Source organism: Candidatus Paceibacterota bacterium (assembly GCA_028718635.1).
Taxonomy (GTDB): Bacteria; Patescibacteriota; Minisyncoccia; order Phycocordibacterales; family UBA9973; genus UBA9973.
Genome location: JAQULK010000001.1, coordinates 507,434 through 524,496 on the forward strand (window position 1 = coordinate 507,434; position 17,063 = coordinate 524,496).

13 protein-coding genes are annotated in these 17,063 nt (G+C 36.5%); 3 read left to right on the forward strand and 10 right to left on the reverse strand.

Annotated features, from left to right (window positions below; all coding sequences use genetic code 11):
- Positions 1–9: 9 nt before the first annotated feature.
- From PHT16_02785 to guaA, 4 genes are read right to left on the reverse strand one after another with little or no spacing between them, the layout of a single operon-like run.
- Positions 10–1,779, reverse strand: coding sequence for a hypothetical protein (locus tag PHT16_02785; protein ID MDD5721346.1), 1,770 nt, complete (start codon positions 1,777–1,779; stop codon positions 10–12).
- Positions 1,776–2,387 (reverse strand): Fic family protein, encoded by a 612-nt coding sequence (locus tag PHT16_02790; GenBank protein MDD5721347.1) that lies wholly within the window; start codon positions 2,385–2,387, stop codon positions 1,776–1,778. Before PHT16_02790 ends, PHT16_02785 begins: the two co-directional genes overlap by 4 nt.
- Positions 2,365–2,523: a hypothetical protein gene (locus PHT16_02795; GenBank protein ID MDD5721348.1), complete on the reverse strand. Its 159-nt coding sequence runs from the start codon at positions 2,521–2,523 to the stop codon at positions 2,365–2,367. The genes PHT16_02790 and PHT16_02795 overlap by 23 nt, the downstream gene beginning before the upstream one ends.
- Before the next feature lie 26 nt (positions 2,524–2,549).
- Positions 2,550–4,100, reverse strand: coding sequence for a glutamine-hydrolyzing GMP synthase (gene guaA / locus PHT16_02800; GenBank protein ID MDD5721349.1), 1,551 nt, complete (start codon positions 4,098–4,100; stop codon positions 2,550–2,552).
- A gap of 25 nt (positions 4,101–4,125) precedes the next feature.
- Between guaA and guaB the strand changes: the two genes are divergently transcribed.
- The 3 genes from guaB to PHT16_02815 all read left to right on the forward strand — a co-directional run bounded on the left by guaB (position 4,126) and on the right by PHT16_02815 (position 7,632).
- Positions 4,126–5,652 carry an IMP dehydrogenase gene (gene guaB / locus PHT16_02805; GenBank protein MDD5721350.1) on the forward strand — a complete coding sequence of 509 codons (1,527 nt, stop codon included), beginning with the start codon at positions 4,126–4,128 and terminating at the stop codon, positions 5,650–5,652.
- 19 nt (positions 5,653–5,671) lie between these two features.
- Complete coding sequence (locus tag PHT16_02810; GenBank protein MDD5721351.1) at positions 5,672–7,060, forward strand: adenylosuccinate synthetase; 1,389 nt, start codon at positions 5,672–5,674, stop codon at positions 7,058–7,060.
- 125 nt (positions 7,061–7,185) lie between these two features.
- Positions 7,186–7,632 (forward strand): hypothetical protein, encoded by a 447-nt coding sequence (locus tag PHT16_02815; GenBank protein ID MDD5721352.1) that lies wholly within the window; start codon positions 7,186–7,188, stop codon positions 7,630–7,632.
- A gap of 105 nt (positions 7,633–7,737) precedes the next feature.
- Here the strand turns inward: PHT16_02815 and purD are convergent, their stop codons facing one another.
- The 6 genes from purD to PHT16_02845 all read right to left on the reverse strand — a co-directional run bounded on the left by purD (position 7,738) and on the right by PHT16_02845 (position 16,967).
- Positions 7,738–9,057 carry a phosphoribosylamine--glycine ligase gene (purD, locus tag PHT16_02820; GenBank protein ID MDD5721353.1) on the reverse strand — a complete coding sequence of 440 codons (1,320 nt, stop codon included), beginning with the start codon at positions 9,055–9,057 and terminating at the stop codon, positions 7,738–7,740.
- 125 nt (positions 9,058–9,182) lie between these two features.
- Entirely contained in the window at positions 9,183–9,812 is a 630-nt protein-coding gene (locus tag PHT16_02825; protein MDD5721354.1) for a formyltransferase family protein, read from the reverse strand.
- Entirely contained in the window at positions 9,793–11,193 is a 1,401-nt protein-coding gene (gene purF, locus PHT16_02830) for an amidophosphoribosyltransferase (protein MDD5721355.1), read from the reverse strand. Before purF ends, PHT16_02825 begins: the two co-directional genes overlap by 20 nt.
- A gap of 105 nt (positions 11,194–11,298) precedes the next feature.
- Positions 11,299–12,099, reverse strand: coding sequence for a phosphoribosylformylglycinamidine synthase subunit PurQ (locus tag PHT16_02835; protein MDD5721356.1), 801 nt, complete (start codon positions 12,097–12,099; stop codon positions 11,299–11,301).
- A 72-nt stretch (positions 12,100–12,171) separates the two neighbouring features.
- Positions 12,172–13,938, reverse strand: a complete 1,767-nt coding sequence (locus tag PHT16_02840) for a hypothetical protein (protein ID MDD5721357.1) — start codon at positions 13,936–13,938, stop codon at positions 12,172–12,174.
- Between the two features lie 11 nt (positions 13,939–13,949).
- Positions 13,950–16,967 carry an AIR synthase-related protein gene (locus PHT16_02845; GenBank protein MDD5721358.1) on the reverse strand — a complete coding sequence of 1,006 codons (3,018 nt, stop codon included), beginning with the start codon at positions 16,965–16,967 and terminating at the stop codon, positions 13,950–13,952.
- Between the last annotated feature and the right edge of the window lie 96 nt (positions 16,968–17,063).

Genomic DNA, 17,063 nt, shown 5'->3' on the forward strand with positions numbered 1-17,063 from the left:
GTAAAGTAATTAATAAACTTCTTGTTGGTAACACTTTTCGCAGTAAACTATTTCCGGTCTGCCAGGCGCATAGGAAGTTTCGAATTCATTTGGACAAGAATCATTTCCGTGAAAATGCTTCGCAGAATTTTGGTAAATATTATTTTCTGAAGCCCTACCCTTGCACATACATTTTCGATGCCAGAGTTTCAGCGGATTCCTTAAATTAATGCGTTGATAATGTCGACAATTCGGACACAATCTAGGCAAAGGCAAATTCATTCTTTTATAAAATTTAAATTCTTCTGGAACTATTTTGAACGCCTCTGTGCATTGCTCTTTGCATTTACCGCCATGTTCGCAAGCAATAACTTTTCCCACTATATCATCTTTTACCTCATTAATATCGTCTGGAATATTTTTATTTTCTATGTCAACTTTGTAATTTCTTTCTTCCGTATCCTGCCAAGAATATCCTTTATCTAGAGCTTCTTCCTTTACTAGTGGAAAATACTCTTGCGCGATTGTTTCATTATAAGCAAAGGGAGATAATTCTGAAGGAAAAAATTCTCCGTATTTGTAAATAATTCCCTTTTTATCTTTATAAGGCATTTTCTCCATATGCTCTATAATTTTTGGCAGGAGTTTTTCATATTCTTCCTTTGTGTATTGTTTGTTTAAAATGCAATATTGTTTTTTGCGCAAACCCTCGCATCCGAAAATATTTAAACAATTATGACATTCCTCACTGTAATAAGTATTTTGATTGCTTAAATTTCTAATACTAAAGGCTGTATTTGATCCGGCAAAACCGTGGGCAACTTCATATATAAGTTCTGCTTTAAAACCTTGAAAAGAAGTGTCATAACTATCTTTTGTTCCCCGTCTGCAAAAAAATAAATATTTTGAATCCTCTGCTTGGCCGGAAGTGAAAGACATGTGGACATTTCTAGCTTCCTTTAAATCATCCCCGTCTGAATTAACTGATTTATAAATCCGAGCATATCTATGGGGAAGTTTTGATTCTAACTCCTTTAGCTTTTGAATATTTTCCAAATGTTTTTTATAACTCCCAATATTTTCTTTTATAAATTTCTCATAATTTTCTTTTGAATATGGTTCATTGAATACGTGACATTGTTTATTTATGAGCCCGATACAGCCAAAACAATACATACAGTTTCTGCAGTCTATTAAATAATAACTTTCAATGCATTCTTGCGAGTAACGGCTAAAAAATACTTTATTCAAACGCGTTGATTCAAAAATCTCATAACTAAATTCTATTTTTGATGAAAAAGCGACGTCCAAGGAATCCTGTGATTCCACCACTTGATTGCCAAAATATACTCTTTCATTATCTTTTCCTCCGAATAATAAATAGCATTCTTTGAAATCCAAACCGTAATTGCAATAATCGCTCAAAACAAAATTATCCCTGTAAAGATTTACTCTCGGAACAGATTTTTGAAGTGAATGAAATTGATCAAAAAAAGGAATCGAAAAATCATAATCACGGCCAAAAGTTATCGGATCCCATTTATCAGAAAGCCAGCAATCACGACAATAAATTGTATAAGGTCTATCCTTGTGGTATATAGTCAATAATGATTTTTTACATAAAGCGCATTCACGCTTGTAAAAAACACGATTGTTTCTAAAAAGCAGTCTTCTTTGAAACCTGCAATCAGGGCAAAAAGTTGGCGCCAGCACTTTCATCTTCTCATAAAAATTGAAATCTTCTTTTTCTACAACAAACTTATTATTGCAATTTTGGCAAATTTTTGTTTCTGATTTCATTTAATTTTTCTTAATCTTTTAAGAATAAAATTTATCATAGGCTTATGATTTCCAATAGAACCAAAAATACAAGCTTTTATGTAGTCATTTTTTGATTTTGGGCTCCAATCTATCATTTCATAACCAATACTTGAAACCAATAAATCTAAAAACAATCGAATGGTTCGCCCATTGCCTTCTCGAAAAGGATGTACTGCGTTGTATTCGTTATGAATAAATGCAATTTTATACGCTATGTCATTTTTTTTATCTTGCTTTTTGGGAATATCTTCCTTCAAGATTTTATCTAAATATTTTAAAGATGAATCTAGGTGGTTAACCGAAGCAAACATCATTTTTCCCTTTGATATATCGACTTCTCTTTTGCGCCCTGCCCAATCATACAATGTGCTAAGAAAATATTTATGTATAGAAAACAAAAATTTAACATCAAATGTCGCAATATCGCGATTCTCTTTTGAAAGAAAAAACTCATAAGCATCTACTAGTAATATAGTTTCAGCATCTTCTAGCTCTTTTTGACTGGAAATACCAAGCTTATTTTTCAAAACTCCTCCTTCTAGACCAGCACTCTTGTTTGTAATATTATAACGAGAATGCCCTGCCATACTTTTGCAATTTTTTAATGATAAGGTTGTTTTTTTGGGCGCGAGCAAATCTAATCCCCTCTATTTTTGAAGAGGCTGAAACAGCATTTTTAATTTGTTTTTTACTAACAAACTTAGATAATATATGATTTTTCATATATATATTATAGCATAAAATTTCTCTTATTCAAATTCCGTTGTGGCTGGAGGTTTTGGGGTCATATCAAAAAATACACGGACAATACCTTTATGTTTTGTGAGAGCATTTGTGATTTCATTTACAATTTCTTCCGAGAAGTAATAGCCTTTAGCTGTCATAAAATCCACAGTCTGCACGGCACGGATAGCAAGAGAATGTCCGTAAACTCTTTCATCGCCTTTTACGCCAACGGAATTAACCCCAAGAAGAGCGACAATGAGTTGGGAAATATCTTTTGTAACATCGTATTTTTTTAAAATATCATTTACTGTTTTGTCTGCTTCTCGCACAAGGTCAAGCTTTTCTTTTGAAACTGGCGTACCGACAATTCTTAAAAATAAACCGGGACCAGGGAAAGGATTACGTTCAGAAATACTTTTTGGAAGTTTAAGTGCGCGAGCAAGTTCTCGAACTTCATATTTAAATAAATTTCTAAAAGGATGCAAGTCTTCCACTTTCCAATTAAGGCCTACATTGTGATGAGTCTTTATCATTGCTGACTTCCCTGCTTTCCCACTTTCAATAATATCTGTAGCTAAAGTTCCTTGAATTATATACTTTGCGCCGGTTTTTTTAATTTGTTCTTCAAAAATTCTTTGATATACAGTGCGAAACTCAGCTCTTTTTCTCTCTCCATCAATAGTTTTCCCGATATTTTTTATAAATTCTTTCTCAGTAGAAATTACCTTAAGGTTTTTTATGCCAGCATTTTTAGTATTACTTTTTAATTCTAAAATTTCGTTTTTTCTCAATCCTCCAGTATCTATGGCGACACAGATGAGCCTACTCCCTAAAACTGGAGCGAGGACGGCAGCTAAAGTAGTGGAATCTACTCCTCCCGAAACTCCCAGGATAACTTTTTCATTCCCGCCACGGCGGGCAGGCTTTTTTACAATATTTAAAACTTCTTTTTGAATTTCATGGATTAGATTTGAAGGATTCCAATCTTTCTTACAGTCAGCAATATCTAAGAAATTCTGCAATATTTTTTTACCTTCTTTTGTATCGGCCACTTCCGGATGAAATTGAATTCCGAGCACCCGATTATTTTTATTGCTCATGGCGTTTATTCCGCCTGAAGTGGCAATAGAGATAAAACCTTTTGGAAGTTTAGTAACAGTATCTCCGTGGCTTGCCCAGACTTGCGTCTTTTTAGGAACTCCATTGAAAAGCGGATGAGTTGTGTTTAAGGTAACTAGAGTTGGTCCATATTCACGATGAGCAAGAGGCCTTTCGACTTTTCCGCCATTTTGATGAGCTAAAAGTTGCATACCATAACAGATTCCTAAAATTAAATATTTATCATTTTTTTCGCTAGTGTTTAGATTTTTTGGCAATCCTGGCGCTCCTTCATTGTGAACACTCCAATTACTACCTGAGAGAATGACTGCTTTTGGGGTGTTGTTTTTGAGCCATCTGTCTGCTTTATTTGGAGGTAATATAATGCTTCGCACTCCGAGTTCGCGTAAAGTTCTGCCGATCACTAAAGTGTATTGCGACCCGTAGTCCACAATCAAGATTTGTATATCATTCATAGTATGGTATTATACACGATATATTATGGCTTTGAAAGCGAAAAAAATTATAACCGAAATTAAAACAAAAATTGGAAAAAACATCCAAAGAGAAAATTTTAAAGAAGGCCTCACGTATGACGATGTTTTGCTCGTGCCTCAATACTCGGAAGTCTTGCCTCGGAATGTTGATATTTCTTCTAAGCTTACAAAAAAAATTACGCTTAGCGTTCCGATTGTTTCTGCTGCCATGGATATGGTGACTGAAGCCGCTATGGCCATAGCTATGGCTCAAGAAGGAGGCATAGGAATTATCCATAAAAATATGGATATAGAAAAACAAGCAAAAGAGGTTCGTAAAGTTAAGCGTTCTGAAAGCGGTATGATCCATGACCCTATAACTTTGACAGAAGATTCATTATTGAGTGAAGCTCTAGCTATTATGAAGGAACATAAAATCGGCGGTATCCCAATAATTAATGAAAATAAAGAATTAAAAGGAATTTTAACCAATCGCGATTTGCGATTTCAGGAAAATCTAGAGCTTCGAGTGAGCGCAGTTATGACCAAGGAAAACTTGATTACTGGAAGTATGGGTATGAATTTAAAAGATGCTGAAAAAATACTGACAGAACACAAAGTTGAAAAACTGCCATTGATTGATGGTAAAAACAGACTCATTGGTCTTATCACTTACAAAGATATAATGAAAGTAAAATCTCGACCGAAATCTTCTCGGGACAATTTAGGCCGCTTGCGTGTCGGCGCGGCAGTCGGAGTGTCAGATGACACACCCGAGCGAGTAAAAGCGCTTCTGCAAAATGGAGTAGACGTAATTGTCATTGATACGGCTCACGGCCACTCAAAAGGAGTGATCGAGATGCTGAAGAAAATTAAAAAAGAGTTTCCTAAATTGGAAGTCATTGTTGGAAATATTGCTACCAAGGAAGCAGCTTTGGATTTAGTAAAAGCCGGAGCAGATGCGATAAAAGTCGGCATTGGACCAGGTTCGATTTGCACTACTCGAATAATCGCAGGAGTGGGTTTTCCCCAATTTTCTGCCGTGTATGAAATAGCCGAGGCTATCAAGGGTTCGGGTATACCCATAATCGCCGATGGGGGTATAAAACACACTGGAGACCTCACAAAGGCGATCGCAGCTGGGGCAAGCTCAGTGATGGCTGGTTCACTATTTGCTGGAGTTGAAGAATCCCCCGGCGAAGTAATTATTTTTGAATCCAGAAAATATAAAGCATATCGCGGGATGGGTTCTATTGAAGCTATGCAACTCGGATCAAAAGACAGGTATTTCCAAGATATGGAAAATGACATAAAAAAACTTGTACCGGAAGGAATCGTGGGTAGAGTTTCTTTCAAAGGATCGTTGTCGGAAGTAATTTATCAGCTCGTGGGAGGGCTAAGAGCTGGTATGGGATATTGCGGAGCACCCAATATAAAAACTCTTCAAGATAAAGCTAGATTTGTTAAAATTACTTATGCTGGTATAAAAGAAAGTCATCCTCATGACGTCGTAATTACAAAAGAATCTCCTAACTATAGTATCGGACAGTAAATAATTTTAAATTAATTTAATGTCTAGAAAAAAAGAATCTAAAAATATAAAACCCCACTTGACTTCCCATATCGGAAGCAAGCGAGGTTTTATAGATGTAGTCGTAGGTCTTCAATGGGGCGATGAAGGAAAAGGTAAAAATATTGATCAACTTTTATCTAGTGGTATTTATGGGGCTGTCGCTCGTTTCCAAGGCGGAGCTAATGCAGGGCATACTCTCAAATTAGGCAAAACCACTTTCATTGGCCATATTGTTCCGTCCGGATGTCTTCACAAGAAAGTAGAATTGTATATTGGCAATGGCGTGGTGGTTGATGCTCTGTCTTTAGTCACAGAAATTTCTCAATTGAAAAGTTTAGGTTTCGATGTTGCTCCCCGTCTTTATATTTCCAATCGCGCAAAATTGGTCTCATATCTGCATCCTTTTTTAGACCAGGCGGAAGAGCATCGTCGAGGTAAATTAAAACAAAAACTAGGAACAAGAATAGGCACTACAGCGAGAGGCATAGGGCCAGTTTACAGTGATGCGCGAGCAAGAAGAGCGCTCTCCGTCGGCGACATATTATTGCCGGATTTTGAAAATAAAGAATTAATTTTGTCAGAATTCCATATGAATCTTTTGAATATGTATAAAGAAAAATATGGTTTTGAAATTGACCTTAAAAAAATTAAAGAGGCTAAAAAGAAATGGCTCGAAGCTGTGAAAAAAATCAAAAAACTTAAGATTTGCGATCTGTCATCTTTTATACAAAAAAGACTTAAAGAAGGGAAAAATATTTTAGCTGAAGGCGCGCAGGCGGTGATGCTAGATATTAATTTTGGAGATTATCCGAATGTAACAAGCAGTAATACCCTACCAGCGAGCGTTTGCTTGGGTTTGGGCATTCCTCACACTTATCTGCGGAATGTATATGGTGTGATAAAAGCTTATACGACCAAAGTGGGCGGTGGGAGCTTCCCTGCTAGAATTAAAGATCCTGAATTAGAAAAGCTTTTCCAAAATGCGGGCTGTGAATTCGGATCGACGACTGGACGGCCTAGAATGTGCGGTTGGCTTGATTTATTTGCCTTGCGTTATGCCATAGAACTTTCTGGAGCTAATAAGATTTTTATTAATAAGGCTGATATTTGTCCAAGTGATAAAATAAAAGTTGTCAACGGGTATAAAAGCAGCAATAAAGTTTTGAAAGATTTTCCACTTTACCTAAATAAGGTGACCGATGTAATTACAGAAGAAATATCTGGCTGGGGCAATGCCAACTTTGGTGTTAATGATAAAAAAAGAGTATCCAAAGAGCTCGTTTCTTATTTAAAATATATAAAAAGTAAACTCTCCGACCTAGATCTAAAAATTATCTCCGTCGGCACAGGCCCAGACCGAGATCAATTTTTCAAATGGGATAATTAATTTGTGCGAGGTCTTGCTTTGCACAATACCAGAAAATATTGACAAAACAGTCAATATATGTTATCTTATATGCGGATAATGTCAGGTGGTGCGGATAGTACTACCTATAAAAAATTGGAGGGATTATGAAATACTTTTTTGGTGGTGGTTCAGAAAAACTGTCTGAAAGGAAGATAGGAGAAGATGTGGGAGAATTCATTGATTTTATGTTACTCATTCAACATGCTGGCGAAGATATTTTGTTGACCAGTAATCTGTACCTAATTGAAACAAATCTTCAACTTTTAATTTCATATTTTTGCCACGTTGAACCTATCAATGTTGCTGATATTAATGTTTTGAAAATAATCAACGAAAGGTATCAACACATTATCAAAAGAAATGGTTATAAAAAGGCGCAAAAAGAAGAAGAACTGGCAAATCTTCGAAGGGAAATCAGTGAAATCCTTCAAAAAAATTCTGTTACAATAATTGACATGTGGGATTTTGGATGTAATCCCTTACACTACCATTCTCTCAGAGATTTCCCTCACAACAAAGGAAATGCTTACCTTGCCTATATAGGTAAGTAATCGCTATCAAGCCGTTCTAGAGCTGCGCCGAAAAGCCGCCTGAGGAACGGCTTTTCATTTGGGAAAATAATTTTCTTAGATTATCATATATGATATATTAAGAAATTAAATTTTTTCTGTTTTTAAAGCAGATTGGCCGATGTCTTTGCGGTATTGCATGCCCCTAAATGAAATTTTTTCGATGGCTTTATAAGCTTTTGCAAGGGCTTCTTCAAGAGAATTGCCTATAGCTGAAACTCCAAGCACTCGCCCGCCACTCGTAACAAGTTTGCCATTTTCCATTTTAGAGCCCGCATGAAAGACGACGATGTCGGGTTGCATTTCCGCTTCATCAATACCGGTGATTATTTTCCCCTTTTCATAATTTTCCGGATATCCGCCGGAAGCGAGCGCAATATTACAAGCGGACACATTTTTCCATTTTATTTCTTGTTCATTTAATTTTTTATCAACACAGGCATTCAAAATTGCTAATAAGTCCGTGTCGAGCAGTCTCATGTAAACTTGGCATTCTGGATCACCAAAACGGGTATTGAATTCAATAATTTTAGGACCGTCCTTAGTCAGCATTAGGCTCGGATATAAAATTCCTTCAAAAGGAACTCCATCATCCATCATGCCTTTCAGTGTGGGAGCTATCACTTCCTTTTCTATCCTTTCCATCATCTCCCCGCTCACAAACGGAAGCGGTCCTATTACCCCCATTCCGCCAGTATTGGGTCCTTTGTCCCCTTCAAAAATTCTTTTGTGATCCTGCGAGCTTGGGAAGATCTTATAATTACTGCCGTCTGATAAAGCATGAATTGAAATTTCATGGCCGATTAAAAATTCTTCTATCACTACTTCATTGCCGGAATCCCCGAATATTTTCTTTACCATGATTTCCTCAAGTGCAGTATTTGCCTCTTCAATATTTTGAGCGATGATTACACCCTTACCGAAAGCTAGACCGTCTGCCTTGATAACGATCGGAAATGACTGCCTGCTAATGTAATCTTTTGCTTCTTCAAATTTATTGAATATTTTAAATTTGGCTGTCGGTAGATTATGCTTATACATGAAATCTTTTGAAAAAGTTTTAGACCATTCCAAATGCGCCGCAGCCTTGGTCGGCCCCCAGATCCGCAAATTTGCCTTTCTAAATTCTTCCACTAGGTCAGTAGCCAATACCCCATCCGAAGCAGCGAGGGTTAAGTCAATATTTTCTTTTTTAGCGAACTCTATCAACTTTGGAATATCCACAGTCTTAATGTCTACATTTATTCCCAATTTCAAAGTACCGGCATTTCCAGGGGCAAAGAAAATCTGTCCGCACTGCGGTGATTGGGCGATCTTCCATCCCAAGGCATGTTCTCGTCCGCCACCTGCACCGATAATTAAAATTTTTTGCCTCGCCCCAAGGGCTACGGCCGAGGGTTTTTGCATATTATTTTGAATTATGAAACATAACTTTTCGAAGGGGTTTCGAGCGCGACGGCGCGAGAACTTCAGGATTTTTCAAGTTTCGAAAAATCCGTACCGAAGAAAAGTTTATGTTTTGTAATTAATGATTATTGTGTTAATTCTTGTAATACTTCGACATACAATGCATTTTCTTTGATTTTTAATCGCCCATACAAGGACTCAACATTGTCACCTTCCTTGATTTTTTCAAAAGTTCTCCCTAAAACTGGACCAAAATCAAAATTCAAGGTTAAAAAATGAACCGATGATCCAGCGAAAGTGGCCTTTTTGTCCAAGAAATTAGCAATCGCTTTATCAGTCATCATGCCTTTGTTCCAAAGAGCTTCTGTTCCGTCTGGATTTTTAAAACTTTCATTAACTGTATCTGGAATTAATCCAGGGTGTAGATTTAAGATCTTATTTGGAAACGCAAGGATTACTTCATCTAAAATAATTTGTTTCCAGCCAGCCAAACAAATATACGTTGGATCAATTTTTCTTAGAAGCGCGAGCAAATTTTCTTTAGATTCGCAAATCTCAATTTTTAAATTATTTTTTCGAGCATGCTCTAGGCCTTGAGCCTTTTCAGTATCTGAAACTACTGCACAAATTTCAGCCTTAATTATCCCAGAATTGACTCCATCAATTATCGCCTTGAGGTTTGTGCCAGTACCGGCATTAGAAATTAATACGACTAATTTTATTTTATCTGATGTTTTATTTGGTTGAGACATCATATCTTACATCTTTTTTGCGTTCTTTTAAATCAATAGGGTAAATACCAGTAAAGCATGAAGTGGATAATTTATCTTTTGGTAGTCCAATAGCTTTTATTAATCCATCGAGCGAGAGATAGTGTAGCGACGTAGCTCCCATAAATTTACGAACTTCTTCTACGCTCTTATAAGCTGCTATTAATTCATCTTGGTAGGGAGTATCCATGCCATAAAAATCCGGATAGCGGATGGCGGGAGAAGAAATCAAAAGATGCACTTCTTTGGCTCCCGCTTTAAATAAAGTTTTGACTATTTTTTTACAGGTGTGTCCTCTGACGATAGAATCATCGATGACTATTATTTTTTTTCCTTTCAAGACCTGCGGAAGCGGTATGAGCTTGAGCGCTACGCTGTTTCGCCTGGATTGCTGATCAGGTTCGATGAAAGTTCTATGAACATAGCGATTTTTTACTAAAGCCATCTCCATTGGAATACCAGAAGCTTGGCTGAAGCCCATAGCCACCGGTGTTGCCGTGTCTGGCACAGGTACGACAAGATCAACTTTTTTCTTAAATTCATGGGCTAAAGCTTTTCCGAAGTTTTCTCTAACCTGGTAAACTAATTTACCTGAGAGTACGCTATCGGGTCGGGCAAAATAAACATATTCAAATATATCGTGTTTTGGATTGGATGGCGCCAATTGGATGCTCTTTAGTCCTTTTTCATTAATGACAACCATTTCTCCAGGTTTCACTTCTCTAAAAAATGTCGCCCCGATAGTTTGAAGCGCGCATGATTCTGAAGCAATAACATAACTCCGGCCAAGTTTTCCTATAGAGAGCGGACGCATTCCATAAGCATCGCGCAGAGCAACTAGAGTATCCTTGGTCATCATCACTAAAGAAAAAGCCCCAGTAAATAACGGGAAGGCTTTTTTTACAGACTCTGAAATTGAATTCCCCTCTTTAATATAAAAATCGATGGCATCCGCCATCAGCTCTGAATCATTGCGATCTTTTTTTAATGCTTTTTTTGAAGAAAGAAAATTCTCTAATGCTTTTGTGCTTGGGAGATTTCCATTATGCGCTAGCGCAAAAGATTTTTCTTTGTTTACGACGGGCTGAGCATGATTGAGCGCGCCTCCCTTAGAGGTAGAATATCTATTGTGGCCGATAGCAATATTCCCTGTTAGTAATTTTTTTATTATTTTTTCCGTGTAAATTTGGGACACGAGTCCTGCACCTTTGTGGGTTTTAAATTTTACTCCATTATTGGTGGTAATTCCGGAAGCTTCTTGACCCCTGTGTTGTAAGGCAAATAAAGCAAAAAATGCCAGTCTGGAAATAGGCAAATCCTTACCGTATATCCCTACGATTCCGCACTTTTCTTTTAGTTCACTCATAATTTTGTTTTAGTTATTTTACATCAACTTTTTCCGGTACGGATTTTTTGAAGCTTAAAAAATCCTGAAGTTCTCGCGCCGTCGCGCTCGAAACCCCTCCAAAAGTTATGTAAAATAACTAACTGCATTTTTAAAAATTTGTAATCCTGCCCCTTCCCTCGGCCATAGCCCTACGGGCGAGGCCTTGGAAACCTTTTTATTAAATTGCCACATTGGATTTTGGTGCGCAAACATTGCCCTCTCCGGATGTGGCATCATGCCTAGTACTCTGCCATTATATGCTAAAACTCCCGCAATGTCATGTTCCGATCCATTTGGGTTTTTTTCTAGGTTTTGAAACTCGCAAATTTCTCCATTTGCATATACAAAAGCAATTTCCCCACTTTTTTTCATTTTTAGGTATTCTTTTTGAGAGATTTTATAACGTCCTTCACCATGAGCTATCGGTAATGATATCTTTCTGATATTTTTTAACCAAGGACTACTTGCCCCGCCATGGCGTGGGGTTCCTTTAGCCTCTAGGTCCACCCACCTATCCAAATATTTTCCATTTTTATTATAGGTGAGCGCGCCGGGTAAGATTCCTAAATTTGTCATTATCTGAAACCCATTACAAATGCCTATAGCAAGAGTATTGCCTGATAAAAATTCTATTAACTCCTTCGCTAAATGATTTTTAAATTTATTTGCGTAAGCTTTCCCGCTTCCTGTGTCGTCTCCATAAGAGAATCCCCCAGGGAAAACCAAAATTTGATAACCAGAGAGCATTTTCGGCTTTTTTATCAGATCATTAATATGCACAATATCCACGGCTCCGCCCACTCTCTCAAAAGCGAATTTTGTTTCTTCTTCGCAATTCAATCCGTATCCAGACATTATTATTATTTTTGGTTTTTTGTTTTTCATGATTTTAAATTCTCCTCACCCCTTTCTTTCCCCTCTCCATTATTGATGTAATGGAGAGGGGCTGGGGAGAGGTCAATATACTTCACTTTGATAGCATCGTTCACAATAAACTATCTCTTTCTTTGCTGAAATATGTCCGGTCTTAAATTCTTCTTTGCATGGTTCGTCTCCATGAAAGTGTTTTATGGTATTTTTGTATATATTAGTTTTATCACTTGAACCAGCACACATACAAGATCTTTTTTCTAATTTTAATTTCAACCTATCTTCTATTCTTCTTTCAAATCTACATTCATGACACAAGGTCGGAAGCGGAAGATTTTCTTTTTTATAAAACAAAAACTCATTTTCTAGAATTTTATATGGATTTTTACATTTTTCACATTCTATAACTTCTTTTAGGATTTCATCATCAATTTCAGTTATTGATTCTGTAAGTTCTGATGCTTTTTTTGTTATTTTATATTCTCCCCTAGGTACATCTATCCATAAATACCCTTTATTTTTTGCCTCAGCCTCAGTAAGTGGAAAATGTTGTATAGCGACAGTATTATTGTAGCCAAGTGGAGAAAGTTCTATAGGAAAAAATTCTCCGTATTTATATACAAGACCTTGTGAATCCACATAGGGCATATCTTCCATGTGTTTTTTTATTTGAGGAATAAGTTTTTCATATTCTTCTTTAGAATATTGCTTATTTAAAATACAATATTGTTTCTTTTTTAACCCAACACAACCAAAACAATCAGACGAACTAAAAAGATGATGACAGTATTCATTATTTCTTGATGAAGGCCAACAACTACGTGAAAATTTATTATTATAGGAATTTTCACCACATTCTAAAGTTTCATAATTTAATTCAGTATGCTCTCCCCAGTTGCAAGAATCATAGTTATCCTTATTTCCTGGTACTTGCATATACTGACAATAACGCATATTTTCACTTTCTCTTATTAAATAGCTATCATTTACATTTTTACAATTCGTCACATGAGAACCACTTGAATTTAAATTTTTAAGACCGTGTTGATATTTTGTCGGCTGAGTTAGCCAAAATAAACGTGCTTTTTTTCTTGCCTCTAAAATTCCAGAAGTAGAATTCAAATTCATTTTCTTTATTTCTTTTTCATATTCTTCTTTTGTATATTTTTTATTAAAAATACAATAAGATAATTTACGCAAATTTGCACAACCAAAACAATCATTACATCCTAAGCAATTACGACAAAAATAAAGATTATATGATTCTGCGCACATTATAGAAAAATAGCACTGATAACAATTTTCCAACCAAAAACATTCATAACAACGTTCGCAATTTTTAATATGAGAATTATCAACACAATTCTTGCAGGAATCTACGCCATTTCCATACATACAATCCTCAGAATAATTTGAATTCACAATCAAATAACTGTTTTTTATATAAGACGCATTAAAAACATACGGACTATTATTAATAAAAGTATTATTAAAATTATATACAGGTACAACCTTACTTAATTCTTCTATTTGTTGAAAAAATGGCTTAGTAAAGTCAATATCTAAAGCATGCTCCATTGGATCCCAATTATCTCCAAACCATTCTTCTCGAGTCATTATTTTTCTTCCACTTTCTGCAGGGTAAGTAGAGAACATATTTTCACCCGTTAAAAAATTTTTTACTTTGAATAATTTTCTTTCATTTCTCCAAGCTAACCGTCTTTGTGCGCGACACATAGGACAAAAAGTTGGAGGTGGAACCTTCATTTTTTCATAGAAATTAAAATCCTCCGGTTCTATTGGGAAATTTTCCTTGCAGTTTTGACATATTCTATTTTCTGTAATATACGCCATAGCTGATATGTTTATTTCATTTTATTTGAAAAATTATGATAAGCATCATATAACTTTCTCACACTCGTTTCCACTACCTTATTCCCGACACGGCGGGCAAGTTTTCCATCTGCAATAATAAATTTATTATCTTTAGTCGTTTTACCCAGTTTAGTGCAAGGGATATCCTTCATCATTTTTTCAAAAGCGGAGACATTTCTCGGCGACACAGAAACTAAAATTCTCCCATGGCTCTCTGAAAATAACTTTATATCTGTGGGTAAAAAGGAAGCCTTGCTTCCTTCTTGAGGATTACTTAGAGAAATATCGCATCCAATCATTCCTCCCACGCAGGATTTGGCGAGCGCTATTCCTAGCCCGCCAGAATTTACAGGCATAGCCGAGGCTATTAATTCTTTTTGAATTGCTTTTTCCAAAGCGCAATAAATTTTTATATTTTTCTTTAAATCTACGTTAGGCACGTTTCCTAAATTCCCCTCTTGAGGGGTGCCTTTGGCGGGGTGGATCATTTTTAAATATTCTCCCCCACCAAGTTCATCTTTCGTTTCTCCAAGTAAATAAATTATATCGCCAACATTTTTGAATTCTGGAGAAACAGTTTTATTCAAATCAGGCATAATGCTGATGGCTGAAATAAGAAGAGTCGGCGGAATGGAAACGGCCACAGGATTCCCTTTCTCATCGTAACCTTTGAAATCATTAAACATACTATCTTTGCCGGATATGAACGGCGTACCATAGCCCACAGCATAGTCATAACAAGCCTTAACGGAGGCCACGAGCTGAGCCAAGCGTTTTGGATCGTTGGAAGAACACCAACAGAAATTATCTAGAATTGCCATATGTGAAAGCGTTCCTCCTGCTGAAATAGCATTTCTAATAGCAGTATCTATAGCGCAGGAAGCCATATGGTAAGTACTAATGTCTCCATATGAAGGATATGTACTTGAAGATAAGACGACACCTTTATTTGAATTTAAAACTGGCCGAAAAACTTGCGCCTCAGTATTTATGCGACCTCTTCCAGAAAGCGGTTTTAAAACAGAAGATCCTTGGACTTCGTGGTCATACTGCTCTGAAATAAAAGAAAATCCGCTAATATTTTTATTAACTAGTAAATTTTCTAGGACTTTGGTATATGTTTCCCCCCTCTCCTTATTAAGGAGAGGGGCTGGGGGTGAGGTGAATTTAATCGGTTCTGTATGCAAATGCTGTTTCGGTAAGCCATCATGCAAGAAATCCATAGGGATATCCATAATCTTTCTTGTCCGTCCTTTGGCGGATTGCTTCCAATTAACAATACATTTTCCGGAATTTGTGAATTCACCTATCACTGTCGCTTCTACTCCCCGACTTTCCATCAATTTTTCAAATATTTTCCAATTTTTCTTTGGCACAGATAAAGTCATACGTTCTTGTGATTCTGAGATCCAGATTTCCCATGGGCGAAGACTCGGATATTTCAAAGGAACTTTTTCGAGAGTAACTTTCGCCCCGCCGCACTCTTTTGCCATTTCAGCCACCGAACAAGAAATTCCTCCAGCGCCATTATCCGTGATGCTATTATATAAATTCATATCTCGCGCTTCTTTTATTATTGCATCACTTAATTTTTTCTGAGTTATTGGGTCACCGATCTGCACCGCAGTTGCCGGAGAACTGGAATCCATCACAACCGAAGAAAAAGTCGCTCCGTGAATGCCATCGAGCCCTACTTTTCCGCCGATCATCACAATATAATCTCCTGCCTGTGCCTTTTTAATATGAGAAGGTCGGGTTTTTGTTCCTGACTTAGGTAGGTTCCTTGGGATTAATCCCACTGTCCCAGCAAAAACTAAAGGCTTGCCTCTATATCTGTCGTCATAATGTACGAAACCGTTTAAAGTCGGTATACCGGAACAATTTCCTCCTACATTTATTCCTTTTACTACTCCTTCCATGATGCGTTTAGGTGACAACATTTTATTTTTCAAATCTTTATCACGGAAAAGAGGTCTTTTATCCTCAGGATTGCCAAAACAAAAACCATAAATATTTGCTACGGGCTTTGCGCCTAGACCAAAGCCAATCGTGTCTCGATTTACTCCCACGATACCCGTGATAGCTCCGCCAAATGGATCTAAGGCTGAAGGACTGTTGTGGGTTTCTACTTTATGCGTTATCAAATAATCTTTATCAAAAATTATTCCACCAGAATTATCAGAAAACACAGAAACGCAAAAATCATTTTTACCTTTTTGTTTACGAATTATGCTTGTTGCGCCTTTTATGTAAGTTTTATACAAACCATCCTTAATATCATCGATCGGATTTGCAAAAATAGTGTGTTTGCAATGCTCAGACCATGTTTGTGCGAGAGATTCCAATTCGATATCCGTCGGATCTCGTTTAAGTTTTCTGAAATGTGCTTGAATTACTTTCATTGAGGCCAGATCGAGAGCCAAAGGACCTCGTCTTGCGCCTGTTCCGTCCAATATTCCTTCTTTGCCGATTTTTATAAGTTCTTCGTCGGGCACTTTTAAAGAAACATTAATTACCGGAGTAGTCTTTTTTAAAACAACCTTAGGCACCTCTAAGGGCAAACCTTTCTTTTTTAGGTCAACAAAACTTATTATGTGTGAACGTTCGATCAGTGGATTGTGAAGTGACAAAGCAATTTTTTCTACCTCTTTCAACTTAGAATTTGAAACTAAATAAATTTTAGAAGTATAGACAGCGAGATCATTTTTATTTTTTAGATGCAACAAGTCTAAAATAGTTTCCTCTACAGTATGCCCGACGTTATCTGTGACTCCGGGCTTGAAACCTATTTCAATGGCATAGGTAAACTTATGTGTTGTTGGCTTCACCCGTAGGTCTATAGCCGAGGGAAATTTGTTTATTGAAAATTCTTCGAGGATGGGATTAGTGAGAGCTTGGGCTATCTTGAGAATTTTATCTCTTGAGTCACTTGCTAATTTGTGTGAAATTAAATAAGAGCTTATAAAGCCAATCTTTTCTTTTGGCGTCACATATATTCGGGAAATCATATAAGTATATATTATAATATGTGAGAATTAAAGACAAATATTTGTTTTTTACTATTAGTTATTGTATGGTATAAAAAATTGAAAGGAGGTTATGTT